Source organism: Micromonospora sp. NPDC050417 (assembly GCF_044458865.1).
Taxonomy (GTDB): Bacteria; Actinomycetota; Actinomycetes; order Mycobacteriales; family Micromonosporaceae; genus Micromonospora_G.
This window is the reverse complement of record NZ_JBITIH010000031.1, coordinates 1-21,012: the sequence shown is the minus strand read 5'-3', so window position 1 is coordinate 21,012 and position 21,012 is coordinate 1. Positions and strand designations below refer to the sequence as shown.

The 21,012-nt window shown below is 70.3% G+C and carries 22 protein-coding genes; 9 read left to right on the top strand and 13 right to left on the bottom strand.

Annotated elements, in window-relative coordinates:
• Positions 1-18 precede the first annotated feature (18 nt).
• The 3 genes from ACIBF5_RS29520 to ACIBF5_RS29510 are packed head-to-tail and all read left to right on the top strand — an operon-like array spanning position 19 to position 3,889.
• A complete protein-coding gene (locus ACIBF5_RS29520) occupies positions 19-2,172 on the top strand; it encodes a protein kinase (protein WP_396816203.1) in 2,154 nt (717 codons plus the stop codon).
• A gap of 13 nt (positions 2,173-2,185) precedes the next feature.
• Positions 2,186-2,635: a hypothetical protein gene (locus ACIBF5_RS29515; RefSeq protein ID WP_396816202.1), complete on the top strand. Its 450-nt coding sequence runs from the start codon at positions 2,186-2,188 to the stop codon at positions 2,633-2,635.
• A gap of 30 nt (positions 2,636-2,665) precedes the next feature.
• Positions 2,666-3,889 (top strand): glycosyltransferase, encoded by a 1,224-nt coding sequence (locus tag ACIBF5_RS29510; RefSeq protein ID WP_396816201.1) that lies wholly within the window; start codon positions 2,666-2,668, stop codon positions 3,887-3,889.
• Here the strand turns inward: ACIBF5_RS29510 and yaaA are convergent.
• Positions 3,876-4,718 carry a peroxide stress protein YaaA gene (gene yaaA / locus ACIBF5_RS29505; protein ID WP_396816199.1) on the bottom strand — a complete coding sequence of 281 codons (843 nt, stop codon included), beginning with the start codon at positions 4,716-4,718 and terminating at the stop codon, positions 3,876-3,878. The genes ACIBF5_RS29510 and yaaA overlap by 14 nt on opposite strands.
• Before the next feature lie 162 nt (positions 4,719-4,880).
• Between yaaA and ACIBF5_RS29500 the strand changes: the two genes are divergently transcribed.
• Complete coding sequence (locus tag ACIBF5_RS29500) at positions 4,881-5,036, top strand: hypothetical protein (RefSeq protein ID WP_396816198.1); 156 nt, start codon at positions 4,881-4,883, stop codon at positions 5,034-5,036.
• A gap of 49 nt (positions 5,037-5,085) precedes the next feature.
• Here the strand turns inward: ACIBF5_RS29500 and ACIBF5_RS29495 are convergent, their stop codons facing one another.
• The 3 genes from ACIBF5_RS29495 to ACIBF5_RS29485 form a co-directional block, all read right to left on the bottom strand.
• Positions 5,086-6,051 (bottom strand): helix-turn-helix domain-containing protein, encoded by a 966-nt coding sequence (locus ACIBF5_RS29495; protein WP_396816197.1) that lies wholly within the window; start codon positions 6,049-6,051, stop codon positions 5,086-5,088.
• A gap of 150 nt (positions 6,052-6,201) precedes the next feature.
• On the bottom strand, positions 6,202-6,867 hold the full coding sequence (locus tag ACIBF5_RS29490; protein WP_396816196.1) for a response regulator: 666 nt from the start codon (positions 6,865-6,867) through the stop codon (positions 6,202-6,204).
• Positions 6,864-8,096 carry a sensor histidine kinase gene (locus ACIBF5_RS29485; RefSeq protein ID WP_396816195.1) on the bottom strand — a complete coding sequence of 411 codons (1,233 nt, stop codon included), beginning with the start codon at positions 8,094-8,096 and terminating at the stop codon, positions 6,864-6,866. Before ACIBF5_RS29485 ends, ACIBF5_RS29490 begins: the two co-directional genes overlap by 4 nt.
• 171 nt (positions 8,097-8,267) lie before the next feature.
• On the opposite strand from ACIBF5_RS29485, the gene ACIBF5_RS29480 reads away from it, so the two are divergent.
• Both ACIBF5_RS29480 and ACIBF5_RS29475 read left to right on the top strand, forming a co-directional pair.
• Positions 8,268-9,200, top strand: coding sequence for an ATP-binding cassette domain-containing protein (locus ACIBF5_RS29480; RefSeq protein WP_396816194.1), 933 nt, complete (start codon positions 8,268-8,270; stop codon positions 9,198-9,200).
• Positions 9,197-10,069, top strand: a complete 873-nt coding sequence (locus ACIBF5_RS29475; protein WP_396816193.1) for an ABC transporter permease — start codon at positions 9,197-9,199, stop codon at positions 10,067-10,069. Before ACIBF5_RS29480 ends, ACIBF5_RS29475 begins: the two co-directional genes overlap by 4 nt.
• 81 nt (positions 10,070-10,150) lie before the next feature.
• Here the strand turns inward: ACIBF5_RS29475 and ACIBF5_RS29470 are convergent, their stop codons facing one another.
• The 3 genes from ACIBF5_RS29470 to ACIBF5_RS29460 all read right to left on the bottom strand — a co-directional run bounded on the left by ACIBF5_RS29470 (position 10,151) and on the right by ACIBF5_RS29460 (position 12,975).
• Positions 10,151-10,912, bottom strand: a complete 762-nt coding sequence (locus ACIBF5_RS29470) for a TetR/AcrR family transcriptional regulator (protein WP_396816192.1) — start codon at positions 10,910-10,912, stop codon at positions 10,151-10,153.
• A gap of 77 nt (positions 10,913-10,989) precedes the next feature.
• Complete coding sequence (locus ACIBF5_RS29465; protein WP_396816191.1) at positions 10,990-11,802, bottom strand: ArsR/SmtB family transcription factor; 813 nt, start codon at positions 11,800-11,802, stop codon at positions 10,990-10,992.
• 105 nt (positions 11,803-11,907) lie between these two features.
• Positions 11,908-12,975 (bottom strand): class I SAM-dependent methyltransferase, encoded by a 1,068-nt coding sequence (locus ACIBF5_RS29460; protein WP_396816190.1) that lies wholly within the window; start codon positions 12,973-12,975, stop codon positions 11,908-11,910.
• A 134-nt stretch (positions 12,976-13,109) separates the two neighbouring features.
• Here ACIBF5_RS29460 and modA point away from each other — a divergent pair, with 134 nt between their 5' ends.
• The 3 genes from modA to ACIBF5_RS29445 are packed head-to-tail and all read left to right on the top strand — an operon-like array spanning position 13,110 to position 15,879.
• The gene (modA, locus tag ACIBF5_RS29455; RefSeq protein WP_396816189.1) at positions 13,110-13,910 is read left to right on the top strand and encodes a molybdate ABC transporter substrate-binding protein; all 801 of its coding nucleotides are present in this window, start codon (positions 13,110-13,112) and stop codon (positions 13,908-13,910) included.
• Positions 13,911-13,915: 5 nt separating this feature from the next.
• Positions 13,916-14,767 (top strand): ABC transporter permease, encoded by an 852-nt coding sequence (locus ACIBF5_RS29450; RefSeq protein ID WP_396816188.1) that lies wholly within the window; start codon positions 13,916-13,918, stop codon positions 14,765-14,767.
• The gene (locus ACIBF5_RS29445; protein ID WP_396816187.1) at positions 14,764-15,879 is read left to right on the top strand and encodes an ABC transporter ATP-binding protein; all 1,116 of its coding nucleotides are present in this window, start codon (positions 14,764-14,766) and stop codon (positions 15,877-15,879) included. Before ACIBF5_RS29450 ends, ACIBF5_RS29445 begins: the two co-directional genes overlap by 4 nt.
• 39 nt (positions 15,880-15,918) lie before the next feature.
• Here the strand turns inward: ACIBF5_RS29445 and ACIBF5_RS29440 are convergent, their stop codons facing one another.
• From ACIBF5_RS29440 to ACIBF5_RS29415, 6 genes are all read right to left on the bottom strand, one after another.
• On the bottom strand, positions 15,919-16,914 hold the full coding sequence (locus ACIBF5_RS29440; protein WP_396816186.1) for a hypothetical protein: 996 nt from the start codon (positions 16,912-16,914) through the stop codon (positions 15,919-15,921).
• Positions 16,915-17,125: 211 nt separating this feature from the next.
• A complete protein-coding gene (locus ACIBF5_RS29435) occupies positions 17,126-17,731 on the bottom strand; it encodes a hypothetical protein (protein ID WP_396816185.1) in 606 nt (201 codons plus the stop codon).
• Positions 17,732-17,779: 48 nt separating this feature from the next.
• On the bottom strand, positions 17,780-18,046 hold the full coding sequence (locus tag ACIBF5_RS29430) for a hypothetical protein (protein ID WP_396816184.1): 267 nt from the start codon (positions 18,044-18,046) through the stop codon (positions 17,780-17,782).
• A 6-nt stretch (positions 18,047-18,052) separates the two neighbouring features.
• The gene (locus ACIBF5_RS29425) at positions 18,053-18,574 is read right to left on the bottom strand and encodes a monooxygenase family protein (protein WP_396816183.1); all 522 of its coding nucleotides are present in this window, start codon (positions 18,572-18,574) and stop codon (positions 18,053-18,055) included.
• A 112-nt stretch (positions 18,575-18,686) separates the two neighbouring features.
• Entirely contained in the window at positions 18,687-19,931 is a 1,245-nt protein-coding gene (locus ACIBF5_RS29420; protein WP_396816182.1) for an MFS transporter, read from the bottom strand.
• A gap of 102 nt (positions 19,932-20,033) precedes the next feature.
• Positions 20,034-20,813 (bottom strand): alpha/beta fold hydrolase, encoded by a 780-nt coding sequence (locus ACIBF5_RS29415; RefSeq protein ID WP_396816181.1) that lies wholly within the window; start codon positions 20,811-20,813, stop codon positions 20,034-20,036.
• Between the last annotated feature and the right edge of the window lie 199 nt (positions 20,814-21,012).

Sequence of the window (21,012 nt, the reverse complement as noted above, 5' to 3'; positions counted from 1 at the left end):
GGTTCGGCGGTGTGCGAAATGAGCGTGCCGGAGTTGCTGGGGGGCCGGTACCAGCTCGGCGAACTCCTCGGCATTGGCGGCATGGCCGAGGTGTACCGGGGGCGTGACCTCCGCCTCGGTCGGGACGTTGCGATCAAGATGCTGCGGGCGGGCCTTACCACGGACGCCACATTCCAGATGCGTTTCCGACGTGAGGCGCAGAACTCGGCATCGCTGAACCACCCGGCGATCGTCGCGGTCTACGACACCGGTGAGCGGATCTCGGTGACCGGCGAAGCCTGGCCGTTCATCGCCATGGAGTTCGTTGACGGCCGGACACTCAAGGAGGTGCTGGCGGTCGAACGCCGACTCATGCCACGCCGGGCGATGGAGGTCTGCGCGGACATCTGCACGGCGTTGGAGTTCAGCCACCGCCAGGGAATCATCCATCGGGACATCAAGCCCAGCAACGTGATGCTGTCGCGTCACGGTCAGGTGAAGGTTGCCGACTTCGGGATCGCCCGGGCCTACTTGCCCGGAAGGACCACGATGACGCGTACCAGCGCTGTGATCGGCAGTGTGCACTACCTCTCGCCGGAACAGGTGCGCGGTGACACCGCGGACTACCGCTCGGACGTCTACGCGGCAGGCTGCCTGATGTTCGCGCTGCTCTGTGGGCATCCGCCGTTTGTCGGCGAGTCCAAGACGGATGTCATGGACCAGCACGTACGGGACGACCCACCGCTGCCGAGTCATCTCAATCCCGACGTGGAGCAGTCGGTCGACGCGATCGTCCTCAAGGCGCTGGCGAAGGACCCGCTCGACCGTTACCAGAGCGCGGCAGAGCTGCGCGCCGATCTGCTTCGGGCGATAGCGGGGAGGCCGGTGACGGCGGCACTGCCGGAGGTCACCGAGCAGCCCTCGATCAACGTCCGGGGCCCCCGGTGGTACGAGACCTTCGCGTCCAAGCTCGGTGACACCAGCACGTTCACCGTCTGGCGATCGTTTGTGGTGGACAGGTGGGAACGGCAGGCATTCGGGCTCTCCTCGGCGCAACAGACCACCATGGGCTGGACCCCGCCGCGCACCGAGGACCTGGTCATCCGCGTTTATCCGTCCGCTGCCGGGGGCGCCGGGAACAGGGCGCTGCTCAGGGGCTCGGCCGGTGAGGTGGAGGTGCCGCTGCGGTTGCCGTCGGACCTGGCTGCGAATCTCGCACGGGCGAGTTCCGCGATCGATACCGCCCGCCTCGACCCGACGCTCTCGACCGCGGCGGACCTCGCGGCCGTACGGAAGCTGGGAACCGTACTGTTCGACGCGCTGTTGCACGGTGAGTCGAGGAGCCTGTACCGGGCCTGCCACCACGCGACCCGCTACGGCGGCGACCGGAGACCGGTCAACGCGGTGCTCCGGTTGGTGCTGCGGATGCCTTCGCCGGAACTGGCCGCGCTGCCCTGGGAGTTGATGTTCGACGACGAGACCGGGGCGCACGTCGCGCTGGAGCATCCGATCGTGCGTTACGTCGAGATGCCGGTGCCGGTGCGCGGCGGCGCGACGAAGCCACCGCTGTACGTCCTCGGTATGGTCGTCTCCCCGGACGACCTCGATCCGGTTGCGGTGGCAGCGGAGCGGGAGGCGATCGAGGAGGCGCTGCGCCAGTTCGTCCGGGACGGGCTCGTCCGGCTGAGCTGGGTGAACGGCCAGACCTGGCAGGACCTGCAACGCAAGCTCTACAAGCGGCAGTACCACGCCCTGCATTTCGTCGGCCACGGGGGATTCGACGCGACCCGTGGGGAAGGATACGTCGCGTTCGCCAACAGTGAGGGCAAGGCGGACCGGGTGTTCGCCTCGGACCTCGGCGCGATCCTGGCCAACCAGAACGGGCTGCGCATGGTGGTGCTCAACACCTGTGAGTCCGCGCGGGACGACGGCATGCACGGCTACACCAGCACGGCCGAGGCGCTCGTACGGCGGGGAGTGAACTCGGTGCTGTCCATGCGCGACGTCGTCTCGGACCCGGTCGCCCGCAAGTTCGCGACAGTCTTCTACGAGGCCCTCGCCGCCTCGGCACCCATCGACGTCGCCGCGATGATGGCCCGGCTCGCGGTCCGCCGCGACGGTCTCGGCTCGCTGGAGTGGGGAACCCCGACCGTCTTCATGCGTTCTGGCAGCACACCCCTTTTTGAGAAGTGAGGAATGAGGCTGGATGTCCGACCAGTCAGTGTCCGTGGTGCACTTCGGTGTCGGCGATGATGGCGAAGCCGCAGAGGCGGTGGCGGAGACGCTACGGTCCCACGGGTTCACCGCCCGCGCTCTCAAAGCGCAGGCAAACCGTGGCGACGCCAGCAACCTTGCCCTGATCGTGTTGCTCGCTGTGCCCGTACACAGTTTCCTCTCGGCGCTGGGTGAGTCTCTCGGCAGCGCGACGGGTGAGGCGATGCACGCGCTCTTCGGAAGAATTCTCACCCGGCTCGGCAGCGGTCGGAGCGAACGACCGGTCGTCGTTATCCGGGATGCGACGCGGGGCATCGACGCGGAGATCAGCGCCGGGTTGCCGCCCGAAGCGTTCGAGAAGCTCAGCGAGCTGGCGACCGAGGATTCCGTCAAACTCCGCTACGACCCGGTGGCCGGCGCGTGGGTGGCCGTGGGCAGGTAGCGGACCCGTATTCAACCCGGGAGGCCGCTGATGGCAACTGTTCTGTTGGTCAGCCACGGGACCCACGGCGACGTCTGGCCGATGATCCACCTCGGTGCGGGACTGCGCGGACGGGGCCACCAGGTCACCCTGCTCACCCACGCCCCGTACGCCGACCCCGCGCGACGGACCGGCCTCGGCTTCGTGCCGATCGACACCGCCGAGGAGTACGCGGCCTACCTGGATGACGCCCGCCGGATCCTGCTCTCCCGGGTCGGCTCGCCGAGCCCGCCGGACCTGCTCGCGCACTACCACCGGACACACCTGTTCGGGCAGCTCCGAGCGGAGGTGGAGCACCTCTGCGAGCTGACCGTGCCGGGGGAGACCGTTCTGGTCGGTCGGCACACCTCGGGGCTCGCCCCACTGATCGCGGGGGAGCTACGGGACGTACCCGTCGCCTGGGTGGCGATGACCCCGGCGCAGCACCTGCTGCTGCCGGTCACCGAACACCTGCACCGGACCGCGCTCGCCGGACCGATCAACCATCTGCGGGCCGGGTTCGGCCTGGGGCCGGTCGACGACTGGGGCGCCTTCCTCGGCTCCGCCGACCTGCAACTCGGACTCTGGCCCCGGTGGTTCGACGCCGCCGGGGACCCGACCCCGGACCGGGTGGCGAAGGTCGGGTTCCTACTCGACAGCGCCGGTTCGCCTGACCCGGGACCGGTCCCTCCGGAGGTGGCCGAGTTGCTCTCCGGCGAGGTGCCACCGGTGCTCGTCGCGGGCAGCAGTGGACAGATGCTGCTGCACGACTTCTACTCGGCGGCGGTCCCCGCCGCCCTCGACGCGGGCCGTACGGTGCTGCTGGTGTCGCCGTACCGGGAACTGCTGCCGGCCACGTTGCCCGTCGGCGTGCACTGGTTCCGCTGGTTGCCGTACCGGTCGGTGATGCCCCGGGTGGCGGTCGTCGTGCACCACGGGGGAACCGGCACCATCGCCCAGTGTCTCGCCGCCGGGGTGCCGCAGCTGGTGCTGGCGCACAGCTTCGACCAGCCGGACACCGGTGCCCGGCTGCGCCGGCTCGGCGTGGGGGAGTGGCTGCCGTCGACCCAGTGGGAACCGGCGCGGGCGGCGGCGCTGATGCGCCGGCTCCTCGACGGACGCGACCACCGGGACCGGGCACTGCGGCTGCGGGCCGCCGTCGGACCCGCCTCGGTCGAGCAGGCCAGTCGCCGGATCGAGGCACTGCTCACCTCCGCGGACGCTACAGCTCGGTGACCACCACATCGAGCTGACGGGGCCGGCCGGCCCCGGCCGGCTGCTCCTCGACCGTGTACTTCAGGTCACGCAGCGCCTCGACCAGCGTGCCCGTGCTCCGTGGCGCCGCCCCGGCCAGCAGCAGGTCGCGGACCAGCCGCCCCTTGGTCGCCTTGTTGAAGTGGCTCACCACCGACCGCCGGGGCACGCCGTCGACGACCTGTTCGTGCAGCACCCGTACGGCGACCGTCCGTTCGGCGGTCCGCCCGGTGGGCCGCCACATCGCCCCGTACGCCCCGGAGCGCAGGTCGAGCACGGGTGCCCCGTCGGCTGCCTCGGCCACCACCGGATCCAACAACCCCCGCCAGTACGCCGTGAGCCCACCCACGTCCGGCAGGCTGACCCCGATCGCGCACCGGTACGCCGGAATCCGGTCGTTGACGCGCACCGCTCCCCAGAGTCCGGAGAAGACGAGCACGGACCGGCGTACCCGGGACCGGGCGGCTCCGGTCAGGGTGGCGATGTCCAGGGCGTCGTAGAGGACCCCGGTGTAGATCTTGGCTGCGGGCTGGGTCGGCGCGCTTCGCAGCCGGGCGTTGCGGCTGATCTCCTCGTCCTGACCCGGGCTCAGTCCGAGGACCGTCCGGGCCCGTTCCCGGTCGTCGCCCCCGCAGAGTCCGACCAGCGCGTCCAGCACCCGTTCCCGCCCCGGGTTCAGCTCCGGCAGGGTGAGCGTGTCGAGGTCCAGTGGGCGGCCGGAGCGGGGCGCGGTCTTCCCTTCCGACGGAGGCAGCAGGATCAGCACGTCCAGCAGCGTACGGCCTGCCGGTAGCGTCCCGACCAGCGACATCTTCCTGTTACACACCGTGGCCCTGGCTGTCACACGGGTGGCGGAGTTGCGTCATGTCCGTGCTCCGCCACCGGCTACGTCTGCCCGACGGTCATCCGCCGGCCCAGAATCGGCCACGGCGGCAACGCCTCGCCGCGCCGCCGCCGGAGGAGGAGAAGGTCGATGGGTAGGTTCAGGGGCCGCACGCCCCGGTGGACGTGTGGGGTCGCGTTACGACTCGGCCCGCTGTTGGCACCGCCCGTCCGGGTGGTCGTCAGCACACCGAACGCGCCGGGGGCACCGACCACGGTCCCCGACACCGTCACCCCGCGCGACTGACGGCCGTTTCCAGGGCGTGAACCGCCCCGCGGTGTGGGGGCGGGGCGGTTCACAACCAGTCGTTGCGGGCGACGAACCAGCCGAGCTGCATCCGCGTCGCGCTGCCGGTGACGTCCATCAGTTGGCGCAGGCGGCGCTGCACCGTACGCAGGGACATGCCGAGCTGTGAGGCGACCGCCTTGTCCGGCAGCCCGGTCATCAACAGTGAGAGGATCTGGCGGTCGGTCGCGGTCGGCAGGCTCCACCGGTCGACGTCGTCGATCGCGTCCATGCTCGGGGAGAGGCGCAGCGGTGTGGCCCGCTCCCACACTTCCGTGAAGAACGCGACCAGCACGTCGACCCAGGACGCGCCGCGCACCACCAGCGCCCACGGCTCGATCGTGCCGGTGCGTCCGGGAAACGACAGGAGTGCCACCCGGCGGTCCGCGACCGCGAGCTTGCCCGGTACGTCCGACGCGACCCGGGCCTGTTCACCGGCGGCGACCAGCGCCCCGATGTGGGAGCTCGCGTTCGGCCGCTCCAGGGCCCGCCGGTCGTAGACGACGCGGAACCGTACGCCCCGGCTGAGCAGGTCCAGTTCCGTCGGGTTGTCGTGGAACTCCCTGGCGTACGGCGGCCGGTCGAAGCCGAGCACCTCGTCCTGTGCTCCGCGCAGGAACTGCTCGAACGTCTGGCTGATCGTCGCCCCGCCGACCACCATATGGATGCCCTGGTCGAGCGGGTCGGTCGCGCGTTGCTGCTGCAACCAGTCGCGCAGCCCGATCCGGGCCTCCTGGAGTTCCCGCATCCGTTGCATCATCAACGAGTCGATCGCGAGATCGGGCGATGCGGCCTCGGCCCGACCGTCGACGGTGTGCACCAGCCCCGGGCGCTCCAGAGTCCGTACCGCCCGGTCGACCTCGGTGGGACTGACCGCGAGCCGACGCGCCAGCTCGCCGGCCGTGCCCGGCTGCCCGGACACGAGTTCGAGATATACCCGCTCCTCCAACTCGGTCAGACCGAACGCTGCCAGCATCTACCGCCACCCCACTCGACCGTCCACCAGGCAGTGGACCATGGAGAATCCTGGGGCGCTCCCAGAACTCAGTCAAGCGCCGTACCAGATCTTGCCCAGATCGCCGCGCACCGAGTGGACCCGCCGAGCCGCCCCGGCGGGCGCCCGGCATCAGTCGGGACGGATCGGTGTGAGGCCGGACTGAACGGCGAAGACCACCAGTTGGGCGCGGTCCCGGGCACCGAGTTTGACCATGGCGCGACCCACGTGGGTACGGACCGTAGCGGGGCTGACCACCAGTTCGGCGGCGATCTCGTCGTTGGAACGGCCGGTCGAGACCCAGGCGACGATGTCCCGCTCCCGGTCGGTGAGGCGCTCCAACGCCGGGTGTGGCGCGCCGGACGGGGTGCCCCGACCGGTGAACTGTTGGATCACCCGACGGGTCACCGACGGCGACAGCAGGGACGCGCCCTCGGCGACCACCCGCACCGCGTGCAACAGCTCGTCGGGAGGGGAGTCCTTGAGCACGAAACCGCTGGCCCCGTCACGCAGCGCCCCGAAGACGTAGTCGTCCAATTCGAACGTCGTGAGCATCACGACCCGAACCGTGGCGAGGGCCGGATCCGAGGTGATCTCACGCAGCGCGGCCAGCCCGTCGAGCCGGGGCATCCGGATGTCCATCAGCACCACGTCCGGCCTGGTTCGCCGGACCAGGTCGACCCCGTCCCGCCCGTCGGCGGCCTCACCGACCAGTTCGGTGTCGTCCTCACTTTCCAGCAGGGTACGCAGCCCCATCCGGACCAGGGCCTGGTCGTCGACGACCACGACGCGAATCATGACGGTGATCCTGGCACGTCGGCGGTGCCGGATCGGGTGTCCAGCGGCAGCCGGGCCCGTACCGCGAATCCGCCGTCGGCCTGGGGACCGGCCGCCAATTCGCCGCCGAGCGCCTCCACCCGGGCGCGCATGCCAGCGATGCCGCTGCCCGGCCGGTCGCCGCTGCCCGGCCCCACCGCCCCCTCGGACCGCTCGTCGGCCGGCACGACCGCGTTGTCGGCCGGATCGGCCCGGCCGTTGTCGGCGACCTCCAGGACCAGGTCCCCACCCTGACGGGCCACCCGCACCTGGGCCAGGGTCGCCCCGGCGTGCCGCAGGACGTTCGTCAGCGACTCCTGCAACACCCGGTACGCGGCCCCGTCCACCTCCGGCGACAGGTCGCCCACCCGGACGTCCGCCGTAACCTCCAGTCCACCGGTACGGATCCGGTCGAGCAGCACCCCCGCGTCGGCCAACCCCGGAGCGGGACGCCGGGGCGCCTCCTCGCCCCTGGGGTCGCGTAACACGTCGAGCTGGGCGCGCATCCCGTGCAGCGACTCCCGGCTGGTGGCCTGGATCGCCTTCAGCGACTCGCGGGCCTTGCCCGGGTTCCGCTCCAGCACGTGCAGCGCGACCCCGGCCTGCATCGCGATCACGGCGAGTCCGTGGCCGACCGAGTCGTGCAGTTCCTGCGCCATCCGCAGCCGCTCCTCCGAGACGGCGCGACGCGCGTGTGCGACCCGGAGCGCGATCTCGGACTCCCGGCGGATCCGCACCGCCACGCCGATCGCCGTCGGCAGCGCCACCGCCGCCGCCGAAATGACCAGCCAGTCCAGGTAGGGCCCACGGTCGCTGGTCGTGAGTTCGGCGCCGAACCGGACGGCGCCGGCCAGGTGCACGGCGAGGCCCAACCCGCCGTTCCAGAGCAGCGCCCGGCGCAGCGGCCAGCCGACGGCCGCCGCCGCGGCGGCGACCGGGACGGCGATGAGGATCGGTCCGACCGGATACCCCAGCGCCAGGTACGCCACGACCGACGCGCCGCAGCCGCCGAAGGCCACCTCCGGACGGCGGCGCGACGTCGCCGAGGCGAGCGCCGCGCACACCACCAGCGTGTACGCGAACCAGTCCGGCTCCCTGTTCCAGCCGGATTCGTCCGCACCGGCCGAGCCGGTGCCGAGCAGCCCGGCCACCAGGATCAGCAGCACCGGGGAAGCCGTCTCCCAGTGACGCCTCACATCGTCGGTACGCACCACTCCACCTCACTCCTGGTTACGCCCCGGTGGCACCTCGTCGCCGAGAATAGGCGCGTGGTGGCGCCGCCACATCGTCGCGCCGACGTACGTGCACTACGCAAGACCACGTACGCCGGTACCGGTGTCCGGTCGACGCGGAAGAACGCCCCTGGTTGCGACGCTTCCGGCATGACCGAAACAGTCGTGAGTACCGATCGGCTGACCAAACGGTACGGCGGTCGTACCGCCGTCGACAGTGTCAGCCTGACCGTCCGCAGGGGAGAGGTGTACGGCTTCCTCGGGCCGAACGGCGCGGGCAAGACCACCACCCTGCGTTTGCTGCTGGGCCTGATCAGGCCGACCAGCGGGACCGCGAGAGTGCTGGGCCACCGCCCCGGCGCCCCGGCGGCGACCGCCCGGACCGGAGCACTCATCGAGGGCCCCGGCTTCTACCCGTACCTGTCCGGGCGGGACAACCTCCGGGTGATGGCCCACTACCGGGGACTCACCAGGAATGATGTGGACCTCGCGCTCGCCCGGGTCGACCTGACCAGCCACCGCCGCTCGGCGTTCCGCTCCTACTCGCTCGGTATGAAGCAGCGACTGGGTGTGGCGGCGGCACTGCTGGGCAACCCCGAACTGCTGGTGCTCGACGAGCCGACCAACGGGTTGGACCCCGCCGGCATGGCCGACCTGCGGCAGTTGCTCGTGGACCTGGCCGGCCAGGGACAGACCGTACTGATCTCCAGCCACCTGCTCGGCGAGGTGCAGGAGATCTGCGACCGGGTGGGGGTGATCCGGGACGGGCGACTGATCACGGAGAGCACCGTCGCCGAGGTACGGGGCACCGGCTCGCTCCACGTCCGCGCCGAGCCGACCGGGATCGCCCTTGCCGTGGCAGCGCGGATCGTCGGCGACCACGCGGTCACCCTCACCGTGCAGGGGATCCGGATCGACGGTGACACCTCCCTCGCCCCGGGGATCGCGAAGGCGCTCGTCGGGCAGGGGGTTCTCCTGCACGAACTCCGGGTCGCCGAACGGACCCTCGAAGAGGTCTTCTTCGAACTCACCACGAACGCATCCGCACCGGCTGGGGCCGGGGCGAGGAGGACGGGATCATGAACACGCTCCGTGGACCGGCGTCGTTGCTCGCCAGCACCCGTGCCGAACTGCTGCGCCTGGGCAGGTGGCCGGCACTCTGGGCCGTACTGGGCGTCGGGATGGCGGTGGACATCCTGTTCGGTTACGTCTTCGACTACGTCGGCTTCCGCAACGGCGGCGGTTCGGCAATGAACGAGGGCATGCCGCCCGAGCAGTTGTTACAGGATCTGTTGCCGGTCGGCGTACCGGAGAACACGCTCGCCGGCACACCCATGTTCGGCGCCCCGCTCCTGCTGATCCTTGGCGCGCTGGCGATCGGCGGCGGGTACGGCTGGGGAACCTGGAAGACGGTCTTCACCCAGGCATCCTCCCGCGCGTCGGCCTGCGGCGGCACGCTCACCGCCCTCGGTGCCGTGGTCGTCGCCCAGGTCGCGGCGACGTTCACGGTCAACTTCGGGATAGCCACGCTCGTCGCCGGGGTCGAGTCCCAGCCGCTGCGCTGGCCGCCCACAGCCGAGGTGGCGTCGGCGTTCGGTGCCACCCTGCTGATGTACGTGATGTGGGCCGCCGCAGGGGTCCTGGTCGGCGTCCTGACCCGCAGTCCAGCGCTCGGTGTCGGCCTCGGTCTGGTGTGGTCGCTCGCGGTGGAGAACCTGCTGCGCGGGGTCGCGAACGTGTGGGAACCCGTCGAGGCCGTCAGCAACGTCCTCCCCGGTACGGCGGCCGGCTCACTCGCCGGGGCGCTCGGCGCGCGTACGTTCGCCGACGAGGGTGTCCCGGGAGTGCTGGCGATCCTCGACGGTGGTCCCGCCACCCTCCTGCTCGCCGGATACACCGTCGTCTTCGCGGTCGCCGCCGCTCTGCTGCTCACCCGGCGGGACCTGGCCTGAACGTTGCTCGCCAACCGCCGCACCCGGGCGGGCGCGCCGCTGGCGCCGCCGAAGCCGGAACCGACCCCGGCTTCGGCGGCGCTACTCGGCGCTTCGTGTCCGGTCGACCTCCATCGAGCTGCGGCTGGTCGTCCGCTCCGGTACCAGTCCGTCGATGAGCTGGTCGAGTAGACGGTCGAAGCTGGACGGTGCCCGGCCGCTGCTGCTGGAGAGCACCTCGGCCAGGCGGGGATAGTCGCCACCGCGTACGACCGTGTGCAGGTAGCGAACCTGTGCGGCCACCGACTCCTGTGGTTGGCGGCCGTCACGCTCCTGGGCGACCTCCTGCGCGACGTAGTTCGCGACGAAGCCGGTGAGCAGTGCGACGACCTCCAGCTTCGACTGGCTGTCGAGATCGGTGTCGGCGAGCGCGGTGAGCGCGTATTCCATGGCGGCGAGGGTGTTGGGGCCGAGGGTCTGCCGGAAGGCGAGCGCCGACGGCAGCCACGGGTGTCGCCGCATGATCGCCCGTTGGGTCTGGGCGAGTTGGCGCAGGTCGACGTGGCAGTCGCCGCTGGCCGGGGGCAGTTCGTCCTCGCCGCTCGCCTGGTCGATCATCAGTTCGAGCAGGGTTTCCTTGTCCGGTACGTAGCTGTAGAGCGACATCGCGCCGGCGCCGATGTCGGTGGCGACCCGGCGGATGGTGACGGCGGGGAGCCCTTCGGCGTCGGCGACCGCGATGGCGGCGGCGGTGATCTCCGTACGGGTGTGGGTCGGTGGCCGGCCGAGCCGGGAGCCGCCGGGGCGCAGCCACAGTGCCTCGGGATCGACGGCGCCGCCGCCTGTCGGTCGTGCCCGGCCCACGTGTCCTCCTCCGCTCGGTCCGGCGCCCCATTATGCGACAACCACTATTTTGGTACGTCGTACGGAAGTTTCTCCGGTTACTCGGACGGGGCCGCCGACCCGTCGGAGGCGGGCAGCGGTGCACCGGTCTCCAGCAGGCTCTTCAGGCTGGAGAGCAGCTCAGGCCAGCCGTGTTGGACGCCCTCGCGGATGGCGCTGCCGGGCTCGAAGCCGCCGTGCGTGACGGTCAGCTTGACCATGTCGCCGACTGGCTCGATCTCGAAGGTGACCGTCGAGCGCGGTTCGGCGCTCATCTGGGCGAAGAGCTCTTCGCTCATGTCGTGCGCGCGGGCGAACTCGGGGCTGATGGTGTGCCAGGTGTAGGAGAGTCGACGGTAGGGGTCGGCTTCGAGCACGACCTGCTCGGGGTCGGCCATCCGTACGCCGCTCTCCTCCCAGACCATGGTCGAACCCGTGGTCCACTCCGTTTCGAAGGCGACGCCCCAGTAGCGGCGGGTGAACGCGGGATCGGTCAACGCCTGCCAGAGCCGTTCGGGGGTGGTGCTGATGTAGTTCGTGTAGACGAATTCGAGGTCGCTCACGGGCTTCTCCTCCAGTGCTCGCTTCAGGTCCGCGAGCACGTGCACCCGCTCGCGGTGGTACTGGTTGATCCAGCGTTCGGTGATGGCGTTGATCGGTGCGGCGTTGAGGTAGTGCAACTTCTCGCGGCCCTGCCACACCGGGGTCACCAGGTTGGCCGACTCCAGCACTGCCAGGTGTTTGCTGACCGACTGTCGGGCCATGTCGAGTCCGGTGCACAACTCACGCAGGCTCTGGCCGTTGCGGGCGTTCAGACTGTCCAGCAGCCGGCGGCGGCTGGCGTCGGCCAGCGCCTTGAACACCTCGTCCATCTCTTCGGTCCCTCCGAACAGGCAGCCTTTTGGCTGCCTGAAGATATGCAGCCTTTCGGCTGCATGTCAAGTCGGGGAGGGCCCATTACGAGCTGCGGTCGGTCGCTACCGACCCACCCGTACGGCGATCGCGAGGAACCGGTCCACGGCGTCGTCATACCTGGTCAGGTGCCATCCGGTAAGCCCGGCCGAGGTGCGCAGCGGTTCCTCTGACAGTGGCTCGTCGGGGCGGACCGGGCGGCCGTGTCGGGCAGCCAGCGCGGCCCGACCGGAGGGATGGAAGAGGACCAGGAGCCCGCCCGGACGGGTGATCCTGGCAAGTTCGCGCAGACCGGCGTCAGGCTCCGGCAGGTGCATGACCAGCCCCGCCGCGAAGACCGCGTCCACCGCCCCGTCCCGGATGGGCAGTTGCCGGGCATCGCCGAGCACCAGGGTGGCGAGCCGTTCCCGGGCATGGGTCCGCGCGACGGCGAGCATCTCCGGGGTGAGGTCCAGTCCGATCACACTGCCGTACGAGCCCACGGCCTCCCGCAGTGCCGGAAGCGCGCGACCGGTGCCGCAGCCGACGTCAACCACCGATCCGCCCCTGGGTAGATCGGCCTCGGCAACGGCGGCGGCGTACGCCGGCAGGTCGTCGCCGAACTTGGTGTCCCAGGTCCGGGCGCGGATGGCGAAGAACGCCCGCGACTCGCTGAGGTACCAGAGATCGTGGGCTACCAGTCGGGAGTCGAGGTGACGGATCACCGGCCAGAGCGGGTCGTGCAGATCCACCACGATGTCGCAGCCGTTGTCGTGGTCACCCCGGGCGGACCGGCCTGCCGGTGGCCTCCGCAACCAGATCACCACGTCCCACTTCCCGGTCGGCGGACGCTCGCGCCACCGTGGGCCGTCGGCGAGCGCGACGAGCTCCGGGCCCTGTTCGGCCCGCCAGGAGTCCTCCGTCGCCAGCGGTGCGGTGTCGGTCAGCCGGACACAGGGGCGCCCGAACCCGTGCAGGGCGGCGGCGAGCCGATCGGCGACCAGTTCGGCGTACGCGTCGAAGCCGTCGACCACGACGGTGACCGCGCCCGACGGGATGGCGTGGCTCAGGTGGTCCAGGACCTCGGCCCACCGACGTGCCTGCTGGTCGGTCATCGACTCGGGGACCGCTGACGGCACCGCTTCACCAGCCATGTATCCATCATGCAGATGCGGCGGGGTATTGGCCAGCTTCATGGAAGTTGCCAGCCGATAGGGCTGTTCCTCATAGCAGATGCGGGGCACTAAGGTAGCCGTGTCCCGCATCGCTATCGAGGAAGGACCAACTCGTGGGAGCACGACGGTTCCGCACCGCCCTGGCCGGACTCGCCGCACTTGTGGTGCTCGCCGTGTCCGGCTGCGGCGACAGCGCCGACACCGCCAGCCCACAGCCGGGCGGCAGCAGCTCAGGGGTTACCGGCAGCGTCACCGTTTTCGCCGCGGCGTCGCTGACCGAGTCGTTCACCACCATCGGCAAGGACTTCGAGGCGGCCAACCCCGGGGTGAAGGTCACCTTCAGCTTCGCCGGCAGCTCCGCCCTCGCCACCCAGATCAACCAGGGCGCCCCCGCCGACGTCTTCGCCTCCGCCGCACCCGCGAACATGAAGACCGTCACCGACGCCGGAAACGGCGACGGCAGCCCGACCACCTTCGTGAAGAACCAGCTCGTCATCGCCGTGCCGAAGGGCAACCCCGACGGCGTCACCGGACTGACCGACCTGACCACACCCGATGCGAAGGTCGCCCTCTGCGCCGAGCAGGTGCCCTGCGGCGCGGCGGCCAAGAAGGCCCTCACCGCCGCCAACGTCAAACTCACCCCGGTCACCCTGGAACAGGACGTCAAGGGTGCACTGTCCAAGGTGAAGCTCGGCGAGGTCGACGCCGCCCTGGTCTACCGGACCGACGCCAAGGCATCCACCGCCGACGTGGACGGCATCGAGTTCCCCGAATCGGCCGGCGCGATCAACGACTACCCGATCACCGTGCTGAAGAGCGCCCCGAACAAGACCGGCGCGCAGGCGTTCATCGCCTACGTGCTCTCCGACGCCGGTAAGTCCGTGCTCATCCAGGCCGGCTTCCAGGCACCCTAGACCCGATGCCCCTCGTAGACGGTTCCAACGTGACGGCGCGGCCGGTGCAGGCCGCGCCCTCACCCCCTCGTCGGCGCGCCGGACGGACCCCGGTCGCGCTGCTCGTACCCGCCGCCATCGGCCTGCTCTTCCTGGTTCTGCCGCTGGTCGGACTCCTGGTCCGGACACCATGGAGCACCCTGCCGCAGCGACTGGCCGAACCCGGCGTACTCACCGCACTGCGACTGTCGCTACAGACCGCCACCCTCGCCACGGTCTTCTGCCTGGCGGTCGGCGTACCCCTGGCCTGGCTCCTCGCGCGCATCGAGTTCCCCGGCCGCCGAGTCGTACGCGCCCTCGTCACCGTGCCGCTCGTCCTGCCGCCGGTCGTCGGGGGAGTCGCGCTGCTGCTCGTCTTCGGCCGCCGGGGCCTGCTCGGCGGCTGGCTCGACTCCACCTTCGGCATCACCCTGCCGTTCACCACCACCGGTGTCGTCCTCGCCGAGGCGTTCGTCGCCATGCCGTTCCTGATCATTGCCGTCGAGGGGGCGCTGCGCGGCGCGGACACCCGCTACGAGGAGGCCGCCGCCACCCTCGGCGCGGGCCGCTGGACCACCTTCACCCACGTCACGCTCCCGCTCGTCGCACCCGGCATCGCCGCCGGTGCGGTGCTCTGCTGGGCCCGTGCACTCGGCGAGTTCGGTGCCACCATCACCTTTGCCGGCAACTTCCCCGGCCGGACCCAGACCATGCCGCTCGCCGTCTACCTCGCCCTGGAGACCGACCTGGAATCGGCGATCGTCCTCAGCCTCATCCTGCTCACCGTCTCCGTCGCGATCCTGGCCAGCCTCCGCGACCGATGGATCACCAGCCCATGAGCACTCCCGCCCCGATCACCTCACCGCCCGCGACCGGTCAGCCCGACGCCCCGATGCTCGACGCCCACCTCGTCGTCGACCGGGGCACCTTCCGCCTCGATCTGGAGTTGCGGGTCGAGGCCGGCGAGGTCGTCGCCCTGCTCGGCCCGAACGGCGCCGGCAAGACCACCGCCCTGCGTACGCTCGCCGGCCTTGAGCCACTCGGCGACGGGCACATCACGCTCGGTGGCGTCGACCTCGACCGGCCCGCCCAGCGGACCTGGCTACCCACCGAACGCCGCCCGATCGGCGTGGTCTTCCAGGACTACCTGCTCTTCCCACACCTGAGCGCGGTGGACAACGTCGCGTTCGGACCCCGACGGCACGGCGTCGACCGGCGCACCGCCCGGGAACAGGCGACCGGGTGGCTGCACCGGATGGGACTGGCCGAACACGCCCGGCGCAAGCCCCGGCAACTCTCCGGCGGGCAGGCCCAACGGGTGGCGCTGGCCCGTGCGCTCGCGGTCAACCCCGCGCTGCTGCTGCTCGACGAACCACTGGCCGCGCTCGACGCCCGTACCCGGCTGGACACCCGGGCCGAACTGCAACGCCACCTCGGCGAGCACGTCGGCGCCACGCTCCTGGTCACCCACGACCCGCTCGATGCCCTGGTGCTCGCCGACCGGCTGATCATTGTCGAGGAGGGCCGGATGGTGCAGGAGGGCGACGCCGCCACCATCACCGCCCGACCCCGTACGGACTACGTCGCCCGCCTCGTCGGACTCAACCTCTACCGGGGTCGTGCCGACGGTCTGACCGTCCGGGTCGGCGACGACTTTTCGCTCACCGTCGCCGACCGGCTCGACGGAGACGCCTTTGTCGCCTTCCCGCCCTCGGCCGTCGCACTGCACCCGAACCGCCCCGACGGCAGCCCCCGCAACACCTGGCCGGCCACCATCACCGGCATCCAACGCCACGGGGACAACCTGCGGGTCCAACTCGACGGGCCGATCGGAGTCGCCGCCGACATCACCCCGCTCGCCGCTGCCCAGCTTCGACTCGCGCCCGGCCAACCCGTCTGGGCGGCGGTCAAGGCGACCGAGACCCGCGTCTACCCCGCGAGCGCCCGTTGACCAGCGCCTGCGCGGCGACTCCGACGTGTCCGGCGCTCGTTACTCGAACTCGTAGTCGTACCGGGTGCGCCAGCCGCGCGGCCACAGGTTCCTGGCCCACGCGAGTGGGTTCATCCCGACCGGCTCGGGACCGAGCAGATTGCGGGCCACAAAACGTTCCGCGGCCGGCGACGATTCGGCCTGCGGGTCGTGCTGCTGGCCCAGAGCCAGGATGTCGTCGAGGACAGGTGAGTTCACCCGGCCGGCGGAGAGCCAGATCGCGATCTTCGCGTACGCGTTGACGAGTTCGTGTCGCCCCACCAGCAGCAGCGCGATCGGAGCGACCAGGCCCAGCAGGTACAGCCAGGAGAAGCGCCAACCGAGGACCCCCACCAGCGCGCAGGTCGGTACGAAGAGCGAGATACGGAACTGTGCCTCGGCGATCCACCGGTCGAATTCGCCGTGTAGTTCCGGCTCGGCACCGATCAGCCGCTCCACCGTCGGTTCCAGATCCCGCAACACCCGCGCGACCTTACGGTCCACGTCGAACATCGATTCCGCGATCGCGTTGTCCAGCGCCGGGTACTCGACCAGGAGGTCGGTGATCGTGGTGGAGGCCGGGACCAGCACCACCCGGTCGGGATGCCGAACCGGAAGGGTCTGCCGTGCCTTGTCGATCATCCGGTGGCAGTGGTCGCGGTAGTCGACGGCGGTGCGGTAGTGCTCGACCGCACGCTTGCGGATCATGTCGAAGAGTGGCCGGCTGATCGACCGGGGACCGGGGCAGCGCATGCTGGCGTCGATCCGCCGGAGTCCGCCGGCCCGAGCCAGGGTGACGACGTTCCGGTGGCCCCATCCGCTGGCCAGCAGGCGCGGCTCCAACAACCTGTTCGTCGTGTTCGAGATGATCCCGATGATGTACGCGCAGACGCTGACCGCGCCGAGCAGGACCGTCTTTCCGAGCCAGTTGCCGAGGTCGATCAGGCTCTGGAAAGCGGGCGGGTACGGCTGGAGCGAGAGAAGGTCCTCGCCAATGGCGATCCAGACTGCCAGCACCCACACGTACCCCGCTATCAGCGGCGCACGCACCTCTCGGAATCCGGGCAACAGATTAGCGAGCAACGTCGGCCTCTTTCCGTCAATTTCGGAGCGGCCGGAAGCCTACAACGGACGGACGCCGAACATGGGGACAGCTTGCGGGAAACAGGAACAGACAGAGGTGCGTGCCGGGCCGCGCAGGGGCGGCCCGGCAGGTGTCACGAAGAGTTCAGATCATCCAGCGGTTGCGCCGGACGAGGGCGAGACGGGCCCAGAGCCGTCCGAGGCCCCAGGTGTGCCCGGCGTACGCGGCGGCGAGCACCACCAGGACGACGGCGTAGACGAGGTGATAGTCGGTGATCGGGTTCGTCGACCCCGAGGGCTCGCCGCTCGCGGTGAACCGGGCGAGGGGGAACTCGGCGAACCACATCATGGCCATGATGAGCGCGCCGGAGCCGGCCGCGATGCGCAGGCCGATGCCGAGGACGAGGGCGATGCCGACGGCGGCCATCCCGGCCATGAAGAGGGTGTCGGCCCACCAGGTCCCGGCGATCGTGTGGGCGATCGACTGCATCGGCCCGACCTCGACGTGGGACAGGAAGCCACCGGTCGGCGAGGCACCGTTGATCCAGGACCGTTCGGCGGGTGTGGAGTAGGCGAGTCCGAAGGTCTTGTCCAGGAACGCCCACAGGAAGACGAAACCGGTCGTGATCCGCAGGACGGCCAGAGCGCGGGCGGCGGTGCTGGTGAGCATGTGGCCGGGGAAGGCGGCGTGTTCGAGAGCGTGCGCCGGGACGTTGGTCGAAGCCCTGTCGCTGTTCGTGTGGGTGGTCATCGCTGCCTCCGGGATCGGGGTCTTCTCTGTTGGCCCCCTCACCTTCGCTCACCCGGCTGCCGCCGCACCCGGGCCGGAACGCCCCACTGGGTCGGGACCAAAGTCCCGACTCCCGCGATGTACCCGTAGCGCGTGCAGGTTGTGGACGACGAGGAAGGCCGTGACGGTGCCCAGGAACACCCACGGCAGGTGACCGAACCGGTCGCTGGTCGGCTGGGCGCCGATCAGGGCGATGCCGTGAGCCAGAGCGCGGGCGTGTAGGCGGGTGCGAGGAATCCGGCGGTTCGTGTGCTCCAGCCGTTGGTCGGATGCCACACCTGATCACCCGTCGGAGCCCTGCGTATAAAGCTCATCCTCACTGACGACCGGTGTGATGGTGTCCTCAGGACGCCCGACCCGCGCGGCCGAGCCGAACATGGGCCCACGTGCCGGATGTACGGGAGCGAAGGCGGCGAAACCCTGCTGTCGTGGGATGTCGTCGTACACCGCCTCCATACCGCCCTGGATCAAGTACGTCTCATGCCAGAACCCGGTGCCGCCGCTGTCGCGCAGGAAGTTGCGCCACCAGTGCCGATGCGGTTCGGAGCGTGCCCAGGACAGCAGTGAAGGCAGGTCCCGCCAGTACTGGCGGATGCCGACATGCATGGGGAACAGTGACCACAGCAGCGGCTCGTGCTGAAGCAGGCCCTCCGGTTTGTCGGTCGCGGACCGGCCGATCTGCGGGCCGTAGCCCATCAGCGTTCGCAGGCCGTAGAGCCGGTTGACGCGCATGCCCAGATACACGACCACGAGGTCCGGATACGGTGAGAGGTCGACGGTCTGCCGATTGACGCGGGTAGGCATCACAGGCTCTCCTTGGCTTGGTGTGCGATGAGACCGAATCTAGGTAGCGGTACTGAATGGGTACTTGACATCGGCCGGAACGCGGTAGCGCCTCGGCGCGCCGCGTCGTCGTTCACGCGACAGCCCGATCACGCCGGAGCGTGTAGGCCGGGGCGAGGGTTCCGGCATACAGGAGCAGACCGCCGGTGGTGAGGGCGAAGCCGGCCCAGACGGTGGACAGGGTTCCCCAGCCCGCGTCGAGGGTGAGCGCACCGCCGATCGCCCCGAGGGCGTTGGCGAGGTTGAGGGCGGCGAGGTTGAGGGCGCCCATGAGCGTCGGTGCGTCCGGCGCGAACCCGGTCAGCCGGACCTGGATGGTGGGGATCGCGGCCATCATGGTCGCGCCGACGCCGAACAGGCAGGGCAGCAGAACCACCAGGTTGCCGCCGGCGACGCCGATCAGTACGAGGAGCACCAGAACGCCGCCGTAGCCCCAGATCAGGCCGCGGTGCTCGTACCGGTCGGCCATGCGCCCGCCGACCTGGTTACCGACTGCCATGCCGAGACCGAACACGGCGAGCGCGATCGGGATGAGGGAGGCGTCGCGCCGTACGGCGTCGGTGACGAACGGGCCGATGAACGTGTACACGGCGAAGATGCTGGAGATGCCGAGTGCCGCGACGGTGACCATCAGCCAGACGTTGCCCCGGCGCAGTGCCCCCAGTTCGTCGCTGATGGGTCTGCCGCGCAGGTCCTCCGTACGGGGCAGCCAGGCGACGAGGGCGGCGCCCGCGAGCAGGCCGACGGCCACCACCGTCCAGTACATGACGCGCCAGCCGGCGTGCTGGCCGACGAAGGTGCCCAGTGGCGACCCGACGATGGTGGCGACGGTCAGCCCGCTCATCACGGTGGCGAACGCCTTGCCACCCCGTCCCGGGCCGTACACGTACGCGGCGACGACGGCCCCGGCGCCGAAGAACGCACCCTGCACGCTGCCGGCGAGGAACCGGAACACGACAAGCAGCGTGATGTCCGGGGCCAGCGCGGACAGCCCGTTCCCGGCCAGGAAGAGCACGACCAGGCCGAGCAGCAGGGTGCGTCGGTTGACCCGGGCGGCGAGCAGGGTGATCGCGGGCGAACCGACGATTACCCCGAACGCGTACGCGGTGATCGCGTACGTGGCGATCGGGATCGACACGTCCAGGTCGGCGGCGAACAGCTGGATGATGCCGTTGCTGCCGAACTCGCCGGTACCGATCGCGAAGGTGCCCAGCGCCAGCGCGAACAGCGTCAGCTTCGGGTGGCGGATCGGCGAGGTCGCGGTGGTGTGCCGCACCTCCTCGGCAGCGCACTGCCCTTCGTTGGCACGTTGATGCATGGTCAGTCCTCGTCGGCCGGAGGGGGTACGGACGCCGCGGGCCGCGGTTCGGACACGGGCTGCGCCGACCGAATCTGCGACCCCGCCCAGGCGTCGGGAAGGTCAGCGCGCGGCGCGCGTGATGAGGTCGGCCGTCACTGCCGGCTGCGAGATCATCGCGACGTGCGAGGCACCGACCTCGCGGACCTGCGAGCCCGCCCGCCGTGCCATGAACCGCTGCGCCGCCGCCGGGAGCACCTGGTCGTTGCGGGCCACCAGGTACCAGGAGGGGATCGCCTTCCACGCCGGCGCACCGGACGGCTCACCGAGCGTGCGGGCGTCGGCGGGCCGCTGCCCGGCCCACATGAGGGCGGTGGTCGTCCTCGGGACGTCGGCGGCGAACACGTCGCGGAAGACGTCCTTCTTGATGTAGCCGTCGACGAGCCCTTCACCGTAGGGACGGAAGTCCAGCGCCGCCTCGTTCAGCCTGCTTCCCAGGTACTTCGTCTGCAGGCCCAGCAGCGTCTCACCCGCGTCGGGGACGAACGCGGCCACGTAGACCAAGGCCTTGACGTTCGCGTTGCCGGTCGCCGCGTTGCTGATGACGATCCCGCCGTACGAGTGCGCGGCGAGAACCACCGGCCCGTTGATGGTGGCGAGGATGCTCGCCAGGTAGGCCGCGTCGGCCGACACGCTGCGCAGTGGGTTCGCCGGTGTGATGACCGGGTACCCATCGCGGATGAGCCGGGTGGCCACGTCGTTCCACCCGGAGGCGTCGGCGAACGCGCCGTGCACCAGGACGACGGTGGGTTTGGGCCGGTGAGCGTGTGCGACGGGCGCGCCGAGGAACGCGCCTGTCGCCACGGCGGCGGTACCGGTCAGCAGGGTTCGTCGTGTCGTCATCGATAACCTTTCGTCGGGTTCGTCAGCGTCGATCGGGGGCAGCGTAGGATCGGTGCACTTGACGTTCGCTGAACGGACGATTCACTCGCCGTCAAGTACGGCGAGCTAGACGAGTAAGTCCTAACGACCCCGGGGTGTGGGCATAGGCGAAGGGTGTTGAAGATCCGTTTGTGACGACAGACCTCAACACCCTTCTGAC

What these genes read in the sequence shown, in the direction of transcription:
- ACIBF5_RS29415 (WP_396816181.1), bottom strand. Translation starts at nt 20,813, where the DNA reads ATGACGACACGACGAACCCTGCTGACCGGTACCGCCGCCGTGGCGACA.
- yaaA (WP_396816199.1), bottom strand. Translation starts at nt 4,718, where the DNA reads ATGTCGCTGGTCGGGACGCTACCGGCAGGCCGTACGCTGCTGGACGTG.
- ACIBF5_RS29520 (WP_396816203.1), top strand. Translation starts at nt 19, where the DNA reads ATGAGCGTGCCGGAGTTGCTGGGGGGCCGGTACCAGCTCGGCGAACTC.
- ACIBF5_RS29425 (WP_396816183.1), bottom strand. Translation starts at nt 18,574, where the DNA reads ATGCCTACCCGCGTCAATCGGCAGACCGTCGACCTCTCACCGTATCCG.
- ACIBF5_RS29495 (WP_396816197.1), bottom strand. Translation starts at nt 6,051, where the DNA reads ATGCTGGCAGCGTTCGGTCTGACCGAGTTGGAGGAGCGGGTATATCTC.
- ACIBF5_RS29420 (WP_396816182.1), bottom strand. Translation starts at nt 19,931, where the DNA reads ATGCATCAACGTGCCAACGAAGGGCAGTGCGCTGCCGAGGAGGTGCGG.
- ACIBF5_RS29450 (WP_396816188.1), top strand. Translation starts at nt 13,916, where the DNA reads ATGCCCCTCGTAGACGGTTCCAACGTGACGGCGCGGCCGGTGCAGGCC.
- ACIBF5_RS29475 (WP_396816193.1), top strand. Translation starts at nt 9,197, where the DNA reads ATGAACACGCTCCGTGGACCGGCGTCGTTGCTCGCCAGCACCCGTGCC.
- ACIBF5_RS29460 (WP_396816190.1), bottom strand. Translation starts at nt 12,975, where the DNA reads ATGGCTGGTGAAGCGGTGCCGTCAGCGGTCCCCGAGTCGATGACCGAC.
- ACIBF5_RS29465 (WP_396816191.1), bottom strand. Translation starts at nt 11,802, where the DNA reads ATGGACGAGGTGTTCAAGGCGCTGGCCGACGCCAGCCGCCGCCGGCTG.
- ACIBF5_RS29445 (WP_396816187.1), top strand. Translation starts at nt 14,764, where the DNA reads ATGAGCACTCCCGCCCCGATCACCTCACCGCCCGCGACCGGTCAGCCC.
- ACIBF5_RS29435 (WP_396816185.1), bottom strand. Translation starts at nt 17,731, where the DNA reads ATGACCACCCACACGAACAGCGACAGGGCTTCGACCAACGTCCCGGCG.
- ACIBF5_RS29510 (WP_396816201.1), top strand. Translation starts at nt 2,666, where the DNA reads ATGGCAACTGTTCTGTTGGTCAGCCACGGGACCCACGGCGACGTCTGG.
- ACIBF5_RS29490 (WP_396816196.1), bottom strand. Translation starts at nt 6,867, where the DNA reads ATGATTCGCGTCGTGGTCGTCGACGACCAGGCCCTGGTCCGGATGGGG.
- ACIBF5_RS29515 (WP_396816202.1), top strand. Translation starts at nt 2,186, where the DNA reads ATGTCCGACCAGTCAGTGTCCGTGGTGCACTTCGGTGTCGGCGATGAT.
- ACIBF5_RS29480 (WP_396816194.1), top strand. Translation starts at nt 8,268, where the DNA reads ATGACCGAAACAGTCGTGAGTACCGATCGGCTGACCAAACGGTACGGC.
- ACIBF5_RS29500 (WP_396816198.1), top strand. Translation starts at nt 4,881, where the DNA reads ATGGGTAGGTTCAGGGGCCGCACGCCCCGGTGGACGTGTGGGGTCGCG.